This is a genomic window from Limnohabitans rimovensis (SeqCode), assembly GCF_965234775.1.
Taxonomy (GTDB): Bacteria; Pseudomonadota; Gammaproteobacteria; order Burkholderiales; family Burkholderiaceae_C; genus Limnohabitans; species Limnohabitans rimovensis.
Window position 1 is genome coordinate 166,598 of record NZ_OZ248562.1, and the last position, 16,490, is coordinate 183,087.

Consider the following 16,490-nt stretch of genomic DNA (forward strand, 5'->3'; position numbering starts at 1 on the left):
CAACCACCATCAACCCTTACCGAGCGCACCATGAACCCAGTGATTGACCCAAAAGCTCTCGTTAAAACATCGCACATCAATCTAAATCATTTGCAAACGCAGCTGCGTGCCCAGTCCAGGGCGTCGGCTGGTGGCATGGTTTTTCAGCGTGCCTTGACCCAAGCGCAACAAACCGGCACTGGCGGGAATTCGACAAGCATCCTGGGCCCGCAAACGGCCAGCGTGTCTGTGCAGTCCGGCGACACCTTGAGCGGCATCGTGCGCCAGTTCATGGCCGCCTCTGGCAAAAATATCGGCCAAACTGAGTCCATGCGTTTGGCCCAAGAGGTGGCCCGCAGCAACAACTTGGCCAATGCCAACCTGATCTACCCTGGCCAGCGCATCAACCTGACGGCCCTGCAACAGGCCCTGAACGGGCCCGCTGCCGACACCCAGGCCAGCTTGGGCCTGCCCAAGCCCAACACCCCCAACCCGGCCCAAACTGGGGTCGCGGCCAGCGCACAAGTGCAGCTCGAAGCCCGGGGCAATGTCAGCGCCCACCCGGTGTTGGACAAAACCCTGGAGCGTGCGGTCAACAAGGGCTTTATTCCCCCGCACGAAAAACAAGCCGTGATGGACAAAATTTTGCAAATGTCCAAAGAACACAAATTCAAGCCTGACGACTTTGCGCGCCTGACCTTGATGGAAAGCGACGGCATGAACCCGCGCTCCACCAACAACCGCTGCCACGGCATCATTCAGTTTTGCGATGGGCCCGATCGCGGTGCCGCCAGCGCAGGCTTTGGCCAAAACCCACGCGCCATCCTGGGCCACAGCGTGCTGCAACAGTTAGATATGGTGGGTAAATACTTTGACGACACGGGTTTGAAAAACTATGGCCCTGCCGGCTTGGACGACCTCTACCTCACCGTGCTCACGCCCGCAGCGCGCAACGAAACCCGGCCCGACGTCAACTTGAACATTGCGGGCCCCCAGGCCTCTTATTTGCATGTCAACCGCGACACCAAGGCACCCATCACCCGGGCTTCTATCTTGCAAGGCTTGCACCAAAACGCCATCGATCGTTTGGGCTTGCGCAACGAAAACGGTCAATCACCCGCAGCCGCGCGCGCACAGGCGATCCGCGTCAGCGCATATCAGGGGAACAACGAAATCCGTTGAGCGCCCGCAGCGGCAAAGCCTTGCCGCTTGAGCGCCGAAACGGAGAGGGCTTGCCGCTTGGCCGCCCAAATTCAAGTTCAGAAGTGTCAAAAACCCATGGCACAACTCTTGCAGATATCGACACGAGGTTCTCAAGCTTGAGGGCCGGGACCGCAAAAGCGGTGATGTGTTGGCAAAAGGAACGGCGATGAATCTGTTTTCAAACGCGTTTGGTATCCATGAAAAGGCCCTGCAAGTCAGGAGCCAGCGCATGGAGGTATTGGCACGCAACATTGCCAACGCCGACACCCCCAACTTCAAAGCCCAAGACCTCGACTTCAAAGCCATGCTCAAAGAAGCGGGCAAAGAATATTTGAACGCGACCCACGACAAACATTACAGCGCCTTGGCCGAAGCCCCCGACAACGGCATGCGCTTTCGGGTGCCCTTCAACAGCTCGTTTGACGGCAACACCGTCGAGATCAATGTGGAGCAAGCCCAATACGGTAAGGCCGCCTCCGACTACCAAGCCACCTTGCAGTTTCTGGAAAACCGCATTGGCTCCATTCGCAAAGCCCTCAAAGGGGAGTGATGAACCATGAGAAGCCTTGACAGCGTTTTTGGCATTGCCGGTACCGCCCTGAATGCGCAAACCATTCGGTTGAACACCACCGCGTCCAACTTGGCCAATGCCACCACCATGGCCGGCAGCGATGCCGACGCCTTCCGCGCCAAGCGCCCGGTGTTCAAGGCCTTGATCAGCGAAGAGTTGACCAACCGCGCCTTTCCCAACCAAGGCGGTGTGAAGGTTGACCAAATCGTCGACGACCCCACCCCCATTCGCAGCATGTACGACCCCAGCCACCCCATGGCCGACAAAAGCGGTTTCGTCTACATGTCCAACGTGAACGAAATGCAAGAGATGGTCGAAATGATGGCCGCTTCGCGCTCTTACCAAAACAACGTGGAAGTGATCAACACCGCGCGCCAATTGATGTCGCGCACGATTGACATCACCAAAGCCTGACCCACCTGAAAGAACAGCACCATGGCCACCACATCCGCCGCAGCGCTGCCCAATGGCATCGTGAGCTACTCCGATTACCAAGCCAAGCAAAAAGCCACGCCGGTCAAAGAGCAAATGGGCCAGCAGCAGTTTTTGACCCTGTTCACCACCCAGTTGAAAAACCAAAACCCATTGGACCCGGTGAAGAACGAGGCCTTTGTCGCCCAGTTGGCGCAGTTCTCGCAACTGGAAGCCACCACCGCCATGAAGACCAGCATGGACACCATGGTGTCCAACATGCAAGCCGACCGCATGATGTCGGGTGCCGCGCTGATTGGCCGCAAAGTGGCCGTGCCCGATGGCTGGGCGATCAACGCCAATGGCCAATCGATGGAGGCCATGATCAATTTACCGCTGGGTGCCGACGGCATGCAACTCGATGTGCAAGACGACATGGGCCGCGTGGTTCGCACCATGGGCTTTGGACCGCAAACCGCAGGTGACGCCGTGGTCAGCTGGGACGGCACCGACAACGTGGGCAACCCCTTGCCCGATGGCAAATACCGCTTTGCCGCCAAAGCCACCAGCATGGGCAAAACCGGCCCGGTCAGCGTCAACACCATGTCGGTGGTCACCGGCGTGAGCAACGCCGGCACCGCCGACAACACCTGGCTGTTGCAAGTCGCTGGCGGCAAAACCATCAACTTGGTGGACGTCAAGCGCGTCGGCTATTGAAACCCTGAAGACATTCCCAGACATTTCGGAGAAACCACACCATGTCCTTTTTTACCGCACTCACCGGTTTGAATGCCGCCACCGCACAGTTGGGCGTGACCGCCAACAACATTGCCAACGCGGGCACCATCGGCTTCAAGCGCTCGCGCACCGACTTTGGCGATATTTTTGCCACCTCGCCTTTGCAAAAAGCGTCTTCAACCGTGGGTCAGGGTGTGTCGCTCAAACGCGTGACCCAAGAGTTCAGCCAGGGCAACGTGAGCTTCTCCTCCAACACCTTGGACTTGGCCATTACGGGTGACGGCTTTTTCCCGCTCAAATCGGCCGACGGCTTTCAAGACATTTACACCCGCAACGGCGCGTTCATGATGAACGACCAATACAACGTGGTCAATTCCGCCGGACAACGGCTCATGGCGGCATCGGTCGACAGCTCGGGCAAGGCCAACTTGAATGACCAAAACGTGCTCAGCATTCCGCAAAAAACCACCGGCCAAGCGCGCGAAACCTCTTTGGTGCAACTGGGCCTGAACTTCCCAGCCGACGCCAAGGTGATCAACACCGACTTCAACCGCAACGACCCCAACACCTACAACAAAAGCACGGCCCTCACGGTGTATGACAAGGGCGGCAACGGTTACCTGGCCACGGTGTATTACGTCAAAACCCAAAACGCATCGGCCAGCCAGCCCACCAACAAATGGCAGACCTATGTCTACATTGGTGACAGCTTGGTGCAGGCCTCGCTGCAGCAGTCGACCAACAACCTGGGCGAAAAGCAGTATGTGAACAAATACGGCGAAATCAAGCCGGAAAGCGAAGTCAGCGATTTGCTGGTCAACGCCAAAACCAAAATGTTCTCGCTCAACCAATTGACCGATGTGCGCGACTCGGTGCCAGCAGCGGTCAGTGGCGCCAAAGTGGGCAGTTATTTCAAAACGGCTGATGACCCCCATGACTTCACAGGTTTGTCGGCCAAGGACAAGGCCAGCTTGACCAAGTTCGTGCGGGTTTCGGTCGATGGTTCGAACGCATTGGACTTGGACATGAGCTCCTTAGAAGGACAAAGCCTCACGGGTGCACAAATTGCCACCAAATTGACCAATGAGTTGAACAAACAATTTGGCGATCAGCGCTATTGGAACATGACCAACGCCACCTCCTCAGAGCCTATTGTGCTGATGTTCGGCGTGAACGACCAGGGCACAGCGCAAAACGAGTTGACGCTGGATTTGAGCAAAACCGCCCTTTATCCGGTGGGCCAAAAACTGGAAGAGCTGACCACCGAACAAGTGGTCGCCGCTTTGCAAAAAGAAGTGGACGCTCAGGTGGTGACGGCCAATGCGGCGAATGCCGCTTTCAACCTCACCAAGTCAGCCACCACCGCCGCCAAAACTGCCATAGATGCCATCACGGTCAGCTACGACGAAGCCACGCGCGGTTTTAAATTCAAGCAATTGGGCACCGCCGAGAGCGCACAAAAAACCATTGCCATTCGCGCCACCACCAACAACAACGAGGTCTTGGGCTTGAGCACGGCAGCCACCACCTTGGACGCCACCGGCGGCTACGGCAGCTATGTGGGCGCCAACGGCAACTTCATCCGCCCCGCATCGCAACAGCGCTTTGGCTTGAAGGTGGAGTTTGACAGTGTTAAACAAACCTTCTCCATCGCATCTGGCACCACTGGCGACACCTCGACCATCAAGCTCGAAGTGCCCCAAACCTATGTGGACTCCACGGCCACCAAGGTGACCGAAAAAGCCAATCTGACTTTCAATGCCATGGCCACCGGTCAAAGCATGACCGTTGGCGGTTTGACCTTCACCGCCACCAGCAATTTGGCGGGCCCAGCCGTGGCTGCTGCGTTTGCCAGTTTGGCCAACAACGCCAACACCAAAGCGGGCATCACCGGTGGCACCTACTCGGGTGCTTTGTCGGGTTGGGCTTCTGGCGCAGTAACGGGCAGCACTGTGACTTTCACCAGCACCACCACCGAAACCAACGTGGAAGACATTGTGGTTGGCGGCTCTGCCCCCCCGCCCACTATTGCAGTCACCCAGGGCGACAGCGGTGTGCGGTTCTGGAGCGATTTGACCAAGGCCCAGCAAGCCACTTTGACCGCAGCCGGTGTCATCCCCTCAGAAGGCCATGCCGGCACCTTGTTGGGTTTCAGTGTGGCGGCCGAAGTGATCACCAAGCCCGAGGCCATCCGTGGCGTGCCTTCCGGCCAGGCCGTCGTCACTGGCTCGCCCGTGACCATCAACGTCAACAACAACTTTGTGGTCGACGCCACCAACAACAAATTCGTGGTGGCCGTCGACGACGTCAAAGGCACCGTGGAGTTGCCCTTTGGCAGCACCTACACCTTGGACAGTTTCAAGGCCGAGCTGGAAAAGCGCATCAACCAATTGGCCAACACGGCTGGCAGCACGGTCAATGGCGTCAAAGTGGACTTCGACCGCTCCAAGGGCGCTTTCACTTTCAAAAGCGGCACCGCCACCTCCAATTCATTTATCAAAGTGTCGGGTGCCACCACCTGGGGCTTGGCCAACATCGACGCGGGCCGTGGGTCCACCTCGACCTGGATCAAACCGACCCAGTTCACCGAAGAGATGGACGGCGTGCCGGTGGCCAAATACATCGACGAGTTTGGCCGCGAGACCAACAGCGCCGACGGTTTCAGCGCCCTGCCCGAGTGGTCGCCGATTTACCTGGACAAAGGCGAGCTGACCTTCAATACCGGTGGTAATTTGATTTCCCCCAAAGCTGGCTCCCAGTTGGACACGGTTTACCTGGCAGACGGTAAGGGCGCTTTGACCATCAACATCGATTACTCGAAGTCAACCCAGTTTTCATCGCCCTATGCGGTGTTGTCGCAGTCGCAAGACGGCGCACCCGAAGGTGACTTGGTGGGTGTGAGCATTGGTGACGACGGCTTGGTCAATGCCAGTTATTCCAACGGCACGCAAAACTCTTTGGGCAAGGTGGTGTTGGTGAACTTCTCCAACCCCTCGGGTTTGCGCCAGATTGGTGACTCCAGCTACTACGCCAGCTCGCAGTCGGGCAAGGCCAAGGTCGGTGAAGCCGGTTCGGCCGGCTTCGGTACCGTGCGCTCAGGCGCCACAGAGCGTGCCAACGTGGACTTGACGCAAGAGTTGGTGGACCTGATCACCGCCCAGCGTAACTTCCAAGCCAGCGCCAAGGCCATTGAGACCAGCACCACGCTGACCCAGGCCATCATCCAAATCCGCGCTTGATCGCATTGACTGAAAGCCCACCACCATGGACCGCCTAGCCTTCAACGCCGCCGCCACCATCAACGAGATGCGCATGGCCCGCCAGCAGTTGTCGCACGAGATGGCCAATATGAACACCAATGGCTTCAAAAAAAGCTACGAGGTGGCCTTGGTGGCCCACAAAGCATCGGGGCAGGGTTTCGACTCTCGCTTTCAACCCTTGGCCGTGCCGACGGACTTGATCATGCTCAAACCCGGTCCATTGATCGCCACTGGGCGCGATCTCGATGTGCTGCTCAATGGCAACACGGTGATGGGTGTGACCGCCGAAAACGGCGAAATTGCCTTCACCCGCCGGGGCGACCTGCGTGTCAACACCAGTGGCGCTTTGGAAAATGGCCTGGGCCAATTGATCCGCAACGAAGAGGGCGGCAACGTCACCATTCCGCCCGGCTTCATGGCCCGCATTGCCGATGACGGCACCGTGTTTGCCAACGACCCTTCTCAGCCAGGTGTGCCCCAGCAAGTGCCGGTGGGCCGTTTGCTGTTGCGCGACGCCAGCCAAACGCCGCTGCGCCGGCGCGAGGATGGTTTGTTCAAAGCTGACGGACAACCGTCAGGCACAGATTTTGCAAGTGGTACTGAGCCCGTCTCTTTGACAGTGCGCGCCTTGGAAGGCAGCAACGTCAATCCGATGGAGGCAATGGTCAAGATGATCGAACACAGCCGCGCATTTGAGCAGCAGGTGAAGATCATCAAGAACTCCACAGAAAACGATCAAGCAGGTGCAGCGATGATGAAGCTGTCCTGATGCAACGACCGACCTGATGGCCGGTCATGAAGTGAAAGCACAGAGGTAAGCCATGGACGCATCATTGTGGGTATCGAAAACCGGGTTGGACGCGCAGCAAACGCGCATGAACGTCATCTCCAACAACTTGGCCAACGTCAACACCACGGGTTTCAAACGCGACCGCGCTGTTTTTGAAGACTTGTTGTATCAAAACATCCGCCAAGCGGGCGGCCAAACCACGGCCATCACCCAGTCGGCCACCGGTTTGATGTTGGGCACCGGTGTCAAGATCAATGCCACCGAAAAGCTGCACGCCCAGGGCAACCTGATCAACAGCCAAAACCCCTTGGATGTGGCCATCTTGGGTGACGGTTATTTCCAAATTCAGCAGCAAGACGGCACCACGGCCTATACCCGTGACGGCTCGTTCAAGCTCTCATCCACAGGCCAGCTGGTCACCTCCGATGGTTTTTCGCTGCAACCGGTCATCACCATTCCCAACAACGCCTCGAGCTTGACCATTGGTCGCGATGGCTCGGTATCGGTCGAGCTGGTTGCCGGTGGCGGTCAGCAAGTGATTGGCCAGTTGCAAATTGCGCGCTTCGTCAATCCATCCGGCCTGAAACCCTTGGGCAGCAACTTGCTGGCCACCACCGCTGCCAGCGGCCAACCCCAGTTGCTGCAACCGGGCGTGAACGGCGCGGGCATTCTCAACCAAGGCTCGTTGGAGGCATCCAACGTCAACGTGGTCGAAGAAATGGTCAACATGATCGAAACCCAACGCGCTTACGAGATCAACTCCAAGTCGATCTCGGCGGTCGACAGCATGCTCAAGTTCCTGAACCAAAACATGTGAGGCCTGGCCATGAAATACCTGCTTTTATTGGTTTGCATCACGGCTTTGTTGGGCGGCTGCGCCAGCTCCGATCTGACCCAAAAAACCCTCACCCATTCACCCGACTTTGCGCCGGTCTACCCGCTCGCCAGCGACGCCAACCGCATTCCCACGGGTGGCATTTACGGCAACCGCCAAAGCGACGCCTGGTTTGGCCGGGGCCGCAATTTCCAAGTCGGCGACATCATCACGGTGTTGCTCGATGAATCCACTCAAGCGGCTCGCACCTCCAACACCGACTTGAGCCGCGAAGCCAAAAACACCGGCTTGCCCACCGGTTTGAACACCGAAATCGGAAAGATCAGCCCTTTTTTACAAGGCATTGACCTCAGCTCCTCTGGCCAGACCAGCAAAGGCAAGGGCGTGGCCGACCAAAAAGCCACCTTGAAAGGTTCTTTGGCCGTCACCGTGGTCGAGGTCTTGGCCAATGGCAACCTGATGGTGCGCGGCGAGAAAAAACTCGGCTTGGCCGAAGGCACTGAAGTGATCCAAGTCTCCGGCATCATCCGCCCGCAAGACGTGGGCCCCAACAGCACCGTGCAATCCCTGCGCTTGGCCAATGCCCAAATTGCCTACCGTGGCAATGGCGACGTCGCCAATGCCGCCAAAGCCGGTTGGGGCACCAGCGCCTTGCACCGCTTTTGGCCCTTTTAAGCTGATGTTTGGCTGAAAGCTACCCATGAAATTCAACACATTCCGACGTGGCCTGTGCCTGGCATTGGCCAGCGCCTTGCTGGCCACCCCCGCCGCTTGGGCCGACCGCGTCAAAGATCTGACCACGGTCGCCTCTCAGCGATCCAACCAACTGATTGGCTTTGGCTTGGTGGTGGGTTTGCAAGGCACCGGCGACGATGCCTCGGTTCCTTTCACCACCCAAAGCATGAAAGCCATGTTGTCGCAACTCGGTGTGCGCATCGATGGCCCCTTGTCTGACTTTGAGCAAGCCGCTTCCGCCAGTCGGGTGGACATCAAAAACGCCGCTGCCGTGTTGGTCACGGCCGATTTGCCAGGGTTTGCCAAACCGGGTCAGCGCATCGACGTCAACGTGGCCTCGATTGGCAAGGCCAGCAGCCTGCGCGGTGGCAGCTTGATCCTCACCGCTTTGCGCGGGGTGGACGGTGAAATTTATGCCTTGGCCCAAGGTTCGGTCACGGCCACTGGCATTGACGCGGCGCAAGCGGGCTCCAAAGTCGCCATTGGCGTGCCCACAGCAGCGCGCATCCCTTCTGGTGCCATCGTCGAGCGCATGGTCGACACGCCGTTTGACAAAGCCGAGAGTCTGGTGCTGAACCTGCGCGACAACGATTTCTCCACCAATTCGGCCATCGTCAGCGCGATCAATTCAAAGTTTGGTCCCGACGTGGCGCAATCGATCGACGGCACATCTATATCGGTACGAGCTCCTCAAGACTTGAGCCAGCGTGTGACATTTATGAGCATGTTGGAAAACATCGAGGTGGTTCCCGGCGAACCGCCAGCGCGGGTGGTCATCAACGCCCGCACTGGCACGGTGGTGATCAACCGCTCGGTGCGCGTGTCCCCAGCCGCGGTGTCGCACGGAACCATTTCAGTGGCGATTGCCGCCACCAACGAGGTCTCACAGCCCAACCCCTTGTCGCAAGGCCAGACCGCTGAGGTGCAAAACGCCCAGCTGAATGTGGCCGAGCCCAACAAACCCATGTTCTTGTTCAAGCCGGGTGCCGAACTGCGCGACATCGTCGACGCCGTCAACCAAGTGGGCGCCTCGCCCTCGGCCCTGATCGCCATCCTCGAAGCCCTGAAAAGCTCGGGCAGCTTGCGCGCAGAACTCGTCATCATTTAACGCCGCCTGACCCACCATGGCCAACGCTTTGACACCCACCACCACCGCTCGGTCCTATTTGGACTTTGCAGGCCTGGGCGAGTTGCGTGGCAAGGCCCAGCAAAACGACGACCAGGCTTTGCGCGAAACCGCGCAACAGTTTGAGGCCTTGTTCATCCAAATGATGCTCAAGTCCATGCGTGACGCCAACAATGTGATGAAAAGCGATTTGGTCGAATCCCAAGCCGCCGAAACCTTTGAAGGCATGTACGACAAAGAAATGTCGGTGCAAATGGCCAAACGCAACACCATGGGCCTGGCCGACATGCTGGTGCGGCAATTGGGCCCCAAAGACAAAGTGGCCGACACCGCCGAGCAACTCAAGCTCAAGGGCCAGACCCCCATGCCCTTGGTCAAGCCGCAACTGCCCATCACTTTGGGCACCGATCAGCCCAAGCCCATGCCCCTGATCAAACCCTTGATCAAGCCTTTGCCTGCACCAGTGGGAGGCAACCATGGCTGACATGCTGAGCATCAGCAGCACCGCGGTCGCTGCATACCAACGCGCCCTGAGCACGGTCAGCAACAACATTGCCAACGTCAGCACCGATGGCTATTCGCGCCAAGACGTGGCGCTGCAATCCAACACCCCGGCCAAAGCCGCCAACAGCTTTCTGGGCACGGGGGTGATGTTCACCGCCGTCAAGCGCCAGTACGACGAATTTGCCGAATCCAATTTGCGCAAAAGCACCAGCGACCTGATGAGCCAAGACCCCTTGGTCAACTACAGCCAGCGCGTCATGGACTTGATGGGCGACAAAAGCGTGGGCCTGTCGTCTGCGCTGGACCAGTTTTTCTCTTCGGCCAGCAGCTTGGCCGCCGACCCGGCCTCTACCGTTCAGCGCGGCAGTTTTTTGCGCAGCTCCGATGGACTGGCCTCGCGCTTTGCTGAGTTGTCTGGCCAGTTGGATTTGATTGGCGAAGAAACCACCCAAGCGCTCAACAGCGCGGCGGGTCAATTCAACACCTTGACCGAGCAATTGGCCTTGGTCAATGCCAACTTGAGCAAAGCCTCTAGGTTGCAAAACCAACCCTCAGAACTGCTGGATCGGCGCGACTTGCTGCTGCGCCAAATGGCCGAGTTCGCTGGCTTGAAAACCACGTTCGAGAACAACGGTGTGGTCAGCGTCAGCTTGGGTGCCACGGCCAACCAAAGCGTGGTTGTCAATGGCGACAAAGCACGACCGATTGGTGTGGACACCAGCAATGGAAAAATCGATTTTGTGATCGACCCCTACGGCACCACCGAATCCCTGGCCAGCATCCCCAGTGGCACCATTGGCGGCTTGTCCGGCTTCATCACCAATGTGCTCGAGCCTGCGCACAAAAGCCTGAACTTTTTGGCCACCACCTTGGTCAACGAGGTCAACAAGGTTCAAACCAGTGGCATCGATGGCTATGGTGAGATAGGCCGCAATTTGTTTGCGATCGATTCGTCGGTCACCAACGAGGCCGCCGGTGTCAAAGTGGCCCTCAATGATGCCATGCGCATTGCCACCGCGGCCCAGTTTCGGGTGTCCGAGGGACAAACCAATACCAGCACCGTCAAAGCCAGTTTGAGCTTTACGCCGAGCGAACCCGCGCCGTTGTTGGGCAATCCGGCCATCACCAACAATTCCAGCCCCACCACGGGCGTGCCCATCGTGGTGCAGGGGTTTAACCTTTTCAGCCCTGTCACCACGGTGGCTGCAGGGATGAACGAGGCCACCTTCTACATTGACAACGCCACGGGTGACCAGCAGTTGCAAATTTTCACCCGTGACGGACGCCATATTTTGGGTGCCACACTGGACCGTCCACCGACCGAGCCTGAAAACGAAAAATTTCAACTCATGCAAACCGACAATGGTTTTGCACCCCACAGCACCTACAGCGATGCGTATTTGAACCAGTCCGACAAGATGGGCTATCGCGGTATGAACGTTCTGTACGGTGCCAAGTCAGAGGTGCTGAGCAAACAGTTGTTCGATGACAAAGGCAATATCACCACCCTCATCCCCAAAGATGCCACCTTGGACGACTTGTTCTATCCGGCCATCTTAGAGGGTGGCCGTGTGGCGCAAAACCAGCCCGGCACCATCATTCCCAAAAATGGTATTCGCATCAATGGCGTGGACATGCCAGAGTTGGTGTTTCCCTTCATCACCCCAACGGTTGAAACCAAAAACGGGGGGGACGGCTTGGACGAAAAAGCCACGGTCAGCTTCAAAGCTTTGAAGACAGGTCAATCGGTCACGGTGGGCGGTTTGGTGGTGACGGCACAAACCAACGTCACAGCCGACGAAGTGGCTGCAGCGTTTTCCAGCGTACCGGTCAGCACCACCATGGCCAACACGACCAAATTTGTTTTTTCAGGGCAATTGACCGCTTTCTCAAGCGCAGCTTCGGTGGACAACAAGGTGGTCTTCTCCGCCGTCAATTTGGGCACCAATGTCACCAACCTCGCGGTCAGTGTCAACGCCACCACCGACATCGACCAGGGCCGCATCAAAGACCCGGCCAGCGAAGTTGCGGCCTGGGTCAATACCCAGTCCAAGCTCACCAAGGTCACGGCCGAGGCTTTCAACACCATTGAAATCAACCCCAAAACCATCGACTATCAATATTCAGTGGGCAAAGATCGGTTTGAAAAGCAATTGGAAATCAATGGCGTGGCCATCTCGTTTTCGCCAAGCGTAGACGGTTTGGTGCTGGCCATCCGCGCTAAGTCGGCCACCACGGGTGTGACCGCTGGCATTGATGACCGCGGTCAACTGGTGCTCAGCAATTTGCCACCTTACCCAGGGCGTTCCATCCAAATTGGCCCTGCCGTGTCGACCAAAGTGCCTAACGTACTGGGCATTGAGCCTGGCGAATTTGCCGGTAAATTGCGATTGTCACGTACCTTGCCCGACCAACCTGTGGACGATGCTGGCAAGCCCATTACCTTGACCGATGCGGTGCTCAAGCAAGCCCGCGAGTCCGACATCCGCATCACTTTTGGCGAGGGTGGTAAACCCTCCAACCTGGCCAGCCTGGGCTTGCGCACCGGGGCCTACATTGAAGGCCAAGTTCCCGACGATTTGTTGGTGTTTGTCACCGGCACCGGCAGCAGTGCCACCGTGTCTGCGAGTTGGGACCCCAACTCCAAACCGTCGGACCCGCAGGTGCAGTTGCGTCAGCAAAAACTCGACGTCAAGTTCACCGCCCCGGACCGCTATGTGGTGATCGACAAAGCCAGCGGCACCGAGCTGGCCAACCGCAGCTATGACGCCAGCGTGCTCGAACCCGTGGTGAATTACCAGGGCATCGATGTGCGCTTCACCTTTGCCCCCAATGTGGGCGACAGCTTCACCATCGATGGCAACGAAGACGGTGTGGGCAACAACCAAAACATGATCGCCATGAGCGATCTGGCCAAGAAAAAAATCGCCGGTGGCAAAACACTGGCCAACAATTACATCGACCAGGTCAATGACGTGGGCAACCTGGCCCAGCAAGCCAAGATCACCCAGCAGGCCTTGACCGTGGTCAAAGACCAGGCCGTGCAGTCGCGCGACAAAATTTCTGGTGTCAATTTGGACGACGAGGCCGCCGAATTGATCCGTTTTCAACAAGCCTACCAAGCTTCGGCCAAGGCATTGCAAGTGTCCAGCCAGTTGTTTGACTCCATTTTGCAAGTGCGCTGACCAAGGGATAAGCCATGAAAGTTTCCACCAGCCTCTTTTTTGAACGCGCCAGCGCCCAGCTGGGCAATGTGCAGGGCAGCTTGGCCAAAACCCAAGAGCAGTTGTCCACGGGCAAGCAAATCACCAAGCCCAGCGACGAGCCCGACAAAGCCTCGACCGTCACGCGCTTGGAATCTGAAATGGCGCGCCAAAAAAGCTATCAAGACACCTTGACCACCATGAACACCCGGCTCAACAGCCAGGAGTCGGCCTTGCGCAATGTCAGCGATGTGCTGATCCGCATCAAAGAGCTCACTGTGCAAGCCGCCAACGACACCATCAGCGGGCCAGACCGCAAAGCCATTGCGGTCGAAATCAATGGGCTGCGTGACCAATTGCTCAGCCAAGCCAATGCGCAAGACACCAACGGCAACTTCTTGTTTGCCGGCAGCCGCAGCACCCAAACCCCTTATGCCTTGGACGCCAGCGGCCACATCACCTACCAAGGTGACCAAAGTCGCATGAAAGTTCCCGTGGGTGACAACCGGCGCATGAGTGCCAACACCCCCGGTTCGGATGTTTTTGTGCGCGTCGTGCGCGACGACGGCAAGGGCGGAAAAATGGGGGTGAACTTCTTTCAAGCCCTGAGCGACTTGGCCGACGCCATCTCCAACAGCAAGCCCAAGGACATGCAGCGCGGCTTGGGCGAAATTGACGTCTTGCAGCAAGGCATCAGCGACGCCACGGCCCAAATCGGCTCGGACATGGGCGTGGTGGACATGCAAAACAGCGTGCTTGACGAAACCACCTTGCGCCTCAAATCCACGCTGTCAGATGTGCAAGACCTGGACTACACCGAGGCCATCACCCGCATGAACAAAGACCAACTCGCCTTGGAGGCGGCCCAAAGCAGCTTTGCCAAGATTGCCAAGCTCACCCTTTTTAACTACATCAATTGAGCGCTCAAGTTTGTTTGACATGAGTCGATAAGACTGATCTACCTTAAAAGTTGACCCATGGCCACATCTGTCTCATCCAGCACATCTGCAAGTAATACTTTTGCGGTACCTGCGGCACTTGTCACAGCAGCCAGTGTTGCTGCCAACAACCGTGCCAACGCGCAGAAACTCATCACGGCCTTGGGCACAGGATCTGGTGTGGACGTGGCGTCTTTGGCGCAAAACCTGACGGACGCCGAGCGCGTCCCCAAATCCAACGCCATCAATGCAAAGATCAGCAAAAACGAGTCGCGTATTTCGGGTTATGCCGCCATTGCCTACGTGGCAACCGGTGTGCAAAACGCACTCAATGCCTTGAAAGATGAGCGCAATTTTGATGGTGCTGTCGCCAGTGTGGGCAACGCATCGACCGTGACCGCTACCGCAGGATCCACTGCCACAGAAGGCTCACACGCCCTGACCATCACACAACTTGCCAAGCCACAGCGAGCGGTGTTTGGTTCAAGTCAAACCGCGGGGTTTTCAGATGCCACCACTGCCATCACTGGTTTGACCACGGGTAGTTTGAGCCTTTCCTACACGTATGCCGGCGCAACAGGTACGCAAACCATTGCGGCGACCAACCCCACTGATATTGTTAAGGAAATCAACGGCAATGCGCCTGTGACCGGTGTCAAGGCTCAATTGGTTTATACCGGAAGCGACTACAAAATCGTACTTTCAGGCAAGGCCGGGGCTGCCAACACCTTCTCTTTAACTGACAGTACAACGACCAGTCTGGTCAACGTTACCGCCGCACAGCAAAGCTCAACCAACGCGTTGTTTGATATTGATGGGGTTAGTTTCACCCGCTCCAGCAACCAGGTGGGAGATGCTTTGACAGGCGTCACCTTGAACTTAAAAGCCGTTGGTGCCACTTCGATTGAATTGACCCGTGACAATTCGGGCTTGATGTCCAAGGTTCAAGATGTGGTGACCGCCTACAACGACGCCATGTCCATGCTCAATGTCTTGTCGGATCCCAAATCGACGGTGGACACGTATGGCGCAGCCCTGGTCGGCGATTCCATGGTGCGAACCGTGCGCGAACAATTGCGAACCCTGATGTTCACCGATTCCAGCGCGGCCAGTTCCACCAGCAACATTAAATCCGTGCGAGATTTGGGCATCAGCATTGACATGACGGGCAGCATGACGCTTGACAATGCCAAGCTGACCAGCGCGTTTACCAATTATTTTGACGAAGTCGTCACCGCCATGACCGGCAACATGAACGACTTGGGCGAATACAGCACGGCCGCCGCTGGCATCGCCGGCGATGGCTCTCGGGCCCTGACCAAATTGTTGAAGGCTTCGGGTCCTGTGAAGACCATGAGCACCAACGCCACAACTCAAAATAAGAAATATCAAGAAGACCTGGCAAACCTGCAAACCCGCATGGATGCTTTGTTGCTCAGGTACCAAAAACAATTTGCCAACATGGACAGCATGGTGGGTAGTAACAATTCGCTCAAAGCCAGCTTGAAAAGCACTTTCGAGGGAATGAGCAAGTCCAATAGTTAATTAAATTAGCTTAATAAAATTTATTTCAAAAAGAGTGTTCTTCAACACTCAAGTTAGCGTTTCTCGTGCCGAATCATTGGTCATGAAGGGTTGCTTGCCAGCCCTTGCAAGCCCATCTGATTTGCCAAAACGGAGAAACCCATGGTCAATGACATTGGAAAAATCGATCCTGCAGCCACTCCGGTGCGCTCTGCAGAAAAGATCACCGAGTCGGCAGCTGTAAAGACCCCTGCCGTTCAAAAGCCTCAAAGCATTCAGGTCCCTGCCAAAGCAGAAGTGATGCTGGATGTGAAGCAGCAAGAAAAGCTGGTCAAAGAGGCGATATCCAAGTTGAACGAACAGGCCAAGGCGGGCAATCAACAACTGGGGTTCCGAATGGACCCCCACATCAAGGGCCCAGTGATCACTGTGCACAACACCCAAACGGGGGAATTGATTCGAACCATTCCTTCGGAAGAAGTTTTGCGGGTGGCCAAAAGCATTGATTCGCTCAAAGGCGTCATCTTCAACGAAAAGATGTGAATACGGGCTCAAGTAATAAAAACAGAAGTCGAATCATTTGCTAACGGGAAGATAAAAACCTCTTTCTGTTTTCGAGAAACAGCCGATGCTCAGTGAACAAGTGCTGAGTTTTTAGAAAACGCAAAGTCAG

14 protein-coding genes are annotated in these 16,490 nt (G+C 56.8%); all 14 read left to right on the forward strand.

Annotation, left to right across the window (positions count from 1 at the left end):
- Positions 1 to 30 precede the first annotated feature (30 nt).
- The 14 genes from AC8GFZ_RS00845 to AC8GFZ_RS00910 all read left to right on the forward strand — a co-directional run bounded on the left by AC8GFZ_RS00845 (position 31) and on the right by AC8GFZ_RS00910 (position 16,360).
- A complete protein-coding gene (locus tag AC8GFZ_RS00845) occupies positions 31 to 1,161 on the forward strand; it encodes a LysM peptidoglycan-binding domain-containing protein (RefSeq protein WP_506641388.1) in 1,131 nt (376 codons plus the stop codon).
- Positions 1,162 to 1,348: 187 nt separating this feature from the next.
- Positions 1,349 to 1,732: a flagellar basal body rod protein FlgB gene (gene flgB / locus AC8GFZ_RS00850; RefSeq protein ID WP_506641390.1), complete on the forward strand. Its 384-nt coding sequence runs from the start codon at positions 1,349 to 1,351 to the stop codon at positions 1,730 to 1,732.
- 6 nt (positions 1,733 to 1,738) lie between these two features.
- A complete protein-coding gene (gene flgC, locus AC8GFZ_RS00855) occupies positions 1,739 to 2,167 on the forward strand; it encodes a flagellar basal body rod protein FlgC (protein WP_506641392.1) in 429 nt (142 codons plus the stop codon).
- Positions 2,168 to 2,188: 21 nt separating this feature from the next.
- Positions 2,189 to 2,881: a flagellar hook assembly protein FlgD gene (locus AC8GFZ_RS00860; protein ID WP_506641394.1), complete on the forward strand. Its 693-nt coding sequence runs from the start codon at positions 2,189 to 2,191 to the stop codon at positions 2,879 to 2,881.
- A gap of 41 nt (positions 2,882 to 2,922) precedes the next feature.
- Positions 2,923 to 6,141: a flagellar hook-basal body complex protein gene (locus tag AC8GFZ_RS00865; RefSeq protein WP_506641396.1), complete on the forward strand. Its 3,219-nt coding sequence runs from the start codon at positions 2,923 to 2,925 to the stop codon at positions 6,139 to 6,141.
- A gap of 25 nt (positions 6,142 to 6,166) precedes the next feature.
- On the forward strand, positions 6,167 to 6,931 hold the full coding sequence (locus tag AC8GFZ_RS00870; RefSeq protein ID WP_506641399.1) for a flagellar basal body rod C-terminal domain-containing protein: 765 nt from the start codon (positions 6,167 to 6,169) through the stop codon (positions 6,929 to 6,931).
- A gap of 52 nt (positions 6,932 to 6,983) precedes the next feature.
- The gene (gene flgG, locus AC8GFZ_RS00875; protein WP_506641401.1) at positions 6,984 to 7,769 is read left to right on the forward strand and encodes a flagellar basal-body rod protein FlgG; all 786 of its coding nucleotides are present in this window, start codon (positions 6,984 to 6,986) and stop codon (positions 7,767 to 7,769) included.
- 9 nt (positions 7,770 to 7,778) lie between these two features.
- The gene (locus AC8GFZ_RS00880; protein ID WP_506641403.1) at positions 7,779 to 8,462 is read left to right on the forward strand and encodes a flagellar basal body L-ring protein FlgH; all 684 of its coding nucleotides are present in this window, start codon (positions 7,779 to 7,781) and stop codon (positions 8,460 to 8,462) included.
- Positions 8,463 to 8,487: 25 nt separating this feature from the next.
- Positions 8,488 to 9,630: a flagellar basal body P-ring protein FlgI gene (locus AC8GFZ_RS00885; RefSeq protein WP_506641405.1), complete on the forward strand. Its 1,143-nt coding sequence runs from the start codon at positions 8,488 to 8,490 to the stop codon at positions 9,628 to 9,630.
- A 16-nt stretch (positions 9,631 to 9,646) separates the two neighbouring features.
- The gene (locus AC8GFZ_RS00890) at positions 9,647 to 10,132 is read left to right on the forward strand and encodes a rod-binding protein (RefSeq protein WP_506641407.1); all 486 of its coding nucleotides are present in this window, start codon (positions 9,647 to 9,649) and stop codon (positions 10,130 to 10,132) included.
- The gene (gene flgK, locus AC8GFZ_RS00895) at positions 10,125 to 13,337 is read left to right on the forward strand and encodes a flagellar hook-associated protein FlgK (RefSeq protein ID WP_506641409.1); all 3,213 of its coding nucleotides are present in this window, start codon (positions 10,125 to 10,127) and stop codon (positions 13,335 to 13,337) included. The genes AC8GFZ_RS00890 and flgK overlap by 8 nt, the downstream gene beginning before the upstream one ends.
- Positions 13,338 to 13,351: 14 nt before the next feature.
- Positions 13,352 to 14,275, forward strand: a complete 924-nt coding sequence (gene flgL, locus AC8GFZ_RS00900; RefSeq protein WP_506641411.1) for a flagellar hook-associated protein FlgL — start codon at positions 13,352 to 13,354, stop codon at positions 14,273 to 14,275.
- 57 nt (positions 14,276 to 14,332) lie between these two features.
- Positions 14,333 to 15,838, forward strand: a complete 1,506-nt coding sequence (gene fliD, locus AC8GFZ_RS00905) for a flagellar filament capping protein FliD (protein ID WP_506641413.1) — start codon at positions 14,333 to 14,335, stop codon at positions 15,836 to 15,838.
- A gap of 141 nt (positions 15,839 to 15,979) precedes the next feature.
- Positions 15,980 to 16,360, forward strand: a complete 381-nt coding sequence (locus AC8GFZ_RS00910; RefSeq protein ID WP_506641415.1) for a flagellar protein FlaG — start codon at positions 15,980 to 15,982, stop codon at positions 16,358 to 16,360.
- Positions 16,361 to 16,490: the final 130 nt, after the last annotated feature.

Excerpts from the sequence above, each read along its gene's own strand:
- AC8GFZ_RS00845 (WP_506641388.1), top strand. The coding sequence starts at position 31 with ATGAACCCAGTGATTGACCCAAAAGCTCTCGTTAAAACATCGCACATC.
- flgB (WP_506641390.1), top strand. The coding sequence starts at position 1,349 with ATGAATCTGTTTTCAAACGCGTTTGGTATCCATGAAAAGGCCCTGCAA.
- flgC (WP_506641392.1), top strand. The coding sequence starts at position 1,739 with ATGAGAAGCCTTGACAGCGTTTTTGGCATTGCCGGTACCGCCCTGAAT.
- AC8GFZ_RS00860 (WP_506641394.1), top strand. The coding sequence starts at position 2,189 with ATGGCCACCACATCCGCCGCAGCGCTGCCCAATGGCATCGTGAGCTAC.
- AC8GFZ_RS00865 (WP_506641396.1), top strand. The coding sequence starts at position 2,923 with ATGTCCTTTTTTACCGCACTCACCGGTTTGAATGCCGCCACCGCACAG.
- AC8GFZ_RS00870 (WP_506641399.1), top strand. The coding sequence starts at position 6,167 with ATGGACCGCCTAGCCTTCAACGCCGCCGCCACCATCAACGAGATGCGC.
- flgG (WP_506641401.1), top strand. The coding sequence starts at position 6,984 with ATGGACGCATCATTGTGGGTATCGAAAACCGGGTTGGACGCGCAGCAA.
- AC8GFZ_RS00880 (WP_506641403.1), top strand. The coding sequence starts at position 7,779 with ATGAAATACCTGCTTTTATTGGTTTGCATCACGGCTTTGTTGGGCGGC.
- AC8GFZ_RS00885 (WP_506641405.1), top strand. The coding sequence starts at position 8,488 with ATGAAATTCAACACATTCCGACGTGGCCTGTGCCTGGCATTGGCCAGC.
- AC8GFZ_RS00890 (WP_506641407.1), top strand. The coding sequence starts at position 9,647 with ATGGCCAACGCTTTGACACCCACCACCACCGCTCGGTCCTATTTGGAC.
- flgK (WP_506641409.1), top strand. The coding sequence starts at position 10,125 with ATGGCTGACATGCTGAGCATCAGCAGCACCGCGGTCGCTGCATACCAA.
- flgL (WP_506641411.1), top strand. The coding sequence starts at position 13,352 with ATGAAAGTTTCCACCAGCCTCTTTTTTGAACGCGCCAGCGCCCAGCTG.
- fliD (WP_506641413.1), top strand. The coding sequence starts at position 14,333 with ATGGCCACATCTGTCTCATCCAGCACATCTGCAAGTAATACTTTTGCG.
- AC8GFZ_RS00910 (WP_506641415.1), top strand. The coding sequence starts at position 15,980 with ATGGTCAATGACATTGGAAAAATCGATCCTGCAGCCACTCCGGTGCGC.